3 protein-coding genes are annotated in these 2,533 nt (G+C 67.6%); 2 read left to right on the top strand and 1 reads right to left on the bottom strand.

Annotation, left to right across the window (positions count from 1 at the left end):
- Both AB4Y84_RS19105 and AB4Y84_RS19100 read left to right on the top strand, forming a co-directional pair.
- A partial coding sequence (locus AB4Y84_RS19105) for an aldose epimerase family protein (RefSeq protein WP_442250673.1) occupies positions 1–588 on the top strand: 588 nt, incomplete at its 5' end.
- Between the two features lie 173 nt (positions 589–761).
- Positions 762–2,111 (top strand): chloride channel protein, encoded by a 1,350-nt coding sequence (locus AB4Y84_RS19100; protein WP_442243536.1) that lies wholly within the window; start codon positions 762–764, stop codon positions 2,109–2,111.
- Between the two features lie 7 nt (positions 2,112–2,118).
- Here the strand turns inward: AB4Y84_RS19100 and AB4Y84_RS19095 are convergent.
- On the bottom strand, positions 2,119–2,533 hold a 415-nt coding region (locus AB4Y84_RS19095), incomplete at its 5' end, for a LysR substrate-binding domain-containing protein (RefSeq protein ID WP_442250672.1).

The following is a 2,533-nucleotide window of genomic DNA, read 5'->3' as shown; positions in this document are numbered from 1 at the left end:
GGAGTGCACGCCATCCATGGCGTTGGCTTCTCACGGCCCTGGCGCATCGACCGCCTTGAATCGGACGGCGCGTCGCTGTCGTTGGACCTTCCCGAGGATGGTCATTGGCCCTTCGGGGGCAGGGCATCGCAGCACATCCACGTGCAGCCCGACTGCCTGCAACTGCGCCTGGCCGTACAGGCAGGCGACACGCCGATGCCGGCCGTGCTCGGCTGGCACCCGTGGTTCCGCAAGCCGGACCGGTTGCTGTTCGCGCCAGCCGCGATGTACCCCCGCGATGGGGAGGGCATCGCCGTCCTGCCCTGCGTGGATCCGGCGCAAGGCCCTTGGGACGACTGCTTCATCAACCATCGCGAGGTCACGCTGGTTTCCGCTGGCCAGCGGCTGCGACTGCGCGCCGACACCGATCACTGGGTGGTCTATGACGGCGCCGCGCACGCCACCTGCGTGGAGCCACAGACCGGCCCACCCGATGGCTTCACGCTGGCGCCCACCCGGCTGCAGCCGGGACAGCAGCTGGAGCTGAGGTTCGAGCTGCGGTGGGAAATCGACAATGGTGATGATCCGGCTGGAGTCACTGTCACCTGATTGCCAATCCTCTGCAGGTTCTCCGGGTTGCCCGCGGCTGCTTGGCTGCACCGGCGCTACCGGCTCCGGCTCCGGCAGCAGGTAGCGATGGCGCTGCCCTTCACCGGATGCGGCAGGTTCAACCGCCACACTAGCCACTTCCCTGATGCCACGCGCGCTCGCAGAATTACCCGATGTTCGATCTTCAACGTCTCCGCGCACGTATTTCAGCGATGGTGCTGACCGAAGGATGGCGCCGGCGCGCGGCATTGTGGAGCGGCGCGGTGGCGGTGGCGCTGGTTGCCATCGTGTTCGCCAAGGCCAGTGATGCCGCCTTCCATGTCTTCCAGCGCGTCATCGCCCATTCCCCCTGGTGGGCGTTGCTGCTTACGCCGGGCATCTTCGCACTGCTGGCCTGGCTGACCGCCGGCGCGCTCAGGCCCACCCGCGGCAGCGGTATTCCGCAGGTCATCGCGTCGCTGGAACAACCGGACCCGCAATTCAGGCAAGTCAACCTCTCGCCTGCGGTTTCGGCCGGCAAACTGCTGCTGACCTCGCTGTCCCTGCTTGGAGGAGCGTCGGTGGGCCGCGAGGGCCCTACCGTGCACGTGGGTGCCAGCCTGATGTACCTGTTCGGGCGCTGGTTCGGATTCAAGGACCCCCGCGAACTGTCGCACTTCCTGCTGGCAGGTGGCGCGGCCGGCATCGCCGCGGCCTTCAATACGCCCCTGGCGGGCATCGTGTTCGCCATCGAGGAGCTGAGTGGGCGCTTCGAGCACCGCTTCTCGGGCACCCTGCTCACGGCGGTCATCGTGGGCGGCGTGGTGTCCCTGGGCCTGCTGGGCAATTACACCTACTTCGGGCACGTCTCGGCGTTGCTGCCCCTGGGCCAGGCGTGGGGTGCCATTGTGCTGTGCGGCGTGGTCGCCGGTCTGCTGGGCGGACTGTTCGCGCGGGTCGTACTGCTGACCATGTCCGGTCATCCGCGCTGGCTGGGCCGGCTCAAGCGGGACCATCCGGTGGTACTGGCTGCGGCCTGCGGGTTGATCGTGGTGGTGCTTGCGCTGCTGTTCGGCAATGGCGCGTTTGGTACCGGTTATGAGCAGGCGCGCAGTCTGGTGCAGGGCCAGGCAATCGTCGGTCACGAGTTCGGCCTGATGAAGCTGCTCGCCAACCTGGCGTCCTACGTGGCGGGCATCCCCGGCGGGCTGTTCTCACCAGCGCTTGCGGTGGGGGCAGGGCTGGGGCACAACCTCGCCGTACTGATGCCGGCAGTGGACCCGAAGGCGTTCGTGCTGCTGGGCATGTGCGCCTACCTGACCGGCGTGACCCAGGCGCCACTGACCTCGGCAGTGATCTCGCTGGAGCTGACCGACAGCGGCGATCTGCTGCTGCCGATCCTGGCCACCGTGCTGATTGCCCGGGGCGTGTCCGGCATGGTCTGCCGGGTGCCGATCTACCGCGGGCTGGCCGAACAGCTGCTGGCCAGCAGCGCACTTGATGGCGGCCAGAAAGTCACAGCTGCAACACGCCCTGCGGACTAAGCCGCACTCAGGTCTGCGCGCGCCACTGGCTCATCAGCATCTGCAGGAACCGCTCTGCGGTGGGCGAGAGCAGGGCACCGCGACGGCGCACGATCCCGATGGTGCGCGACACCACCGGATTGCCGATCGAACGCGTCACCAGCGTCRGATGATCGCCGTCGGGGGTCGCCATTTTCGGCAGCACCGATACCCCGATGCCGGCCTCGACCATGCCCAGCGAGGTGGACAGGTGAGTCACTTCGTAATGCCAGCTCAGCTTGAGGTTCTCGCGCGCCAATGCGCCGTCCAGCAGCGTGCGATTGCCACTGGTGCGATGCACGGTGATCAGCTGGTGCTCGGCCAGATCGGCCCATTCCACCGTGCGCTTGCGGGCCAGCGGATGATCGCGCCGGCACGCCAGCACGAACGGATCCTCGGCCAGC

The sequence above is a fragment of the Stenotrophomonas sp. 2YAF22 genome, from assembly GCF_052114665.1.
GTDB classification, from domain to species: domain Bacteria; phylum Pseudomonadota; class Gammaproteobacteria; order Xanthomonadales; family Xanthomonadaceae; genus Stenotrophomonas; species Stenotrophomonas indicatrix.
This window is presented reverse-complemented; position numbering and strand designations above follow the sequence as displayed.

Coding starts and splice junctions, on each gene's coding strand:
- AB4Y84_RS19100 (WP_442243536.1), top strand. CDS start 762: ATGTTCGATCTTCAACGTCTCCGCGCACGTATTTCAGCGATGGTGCTG.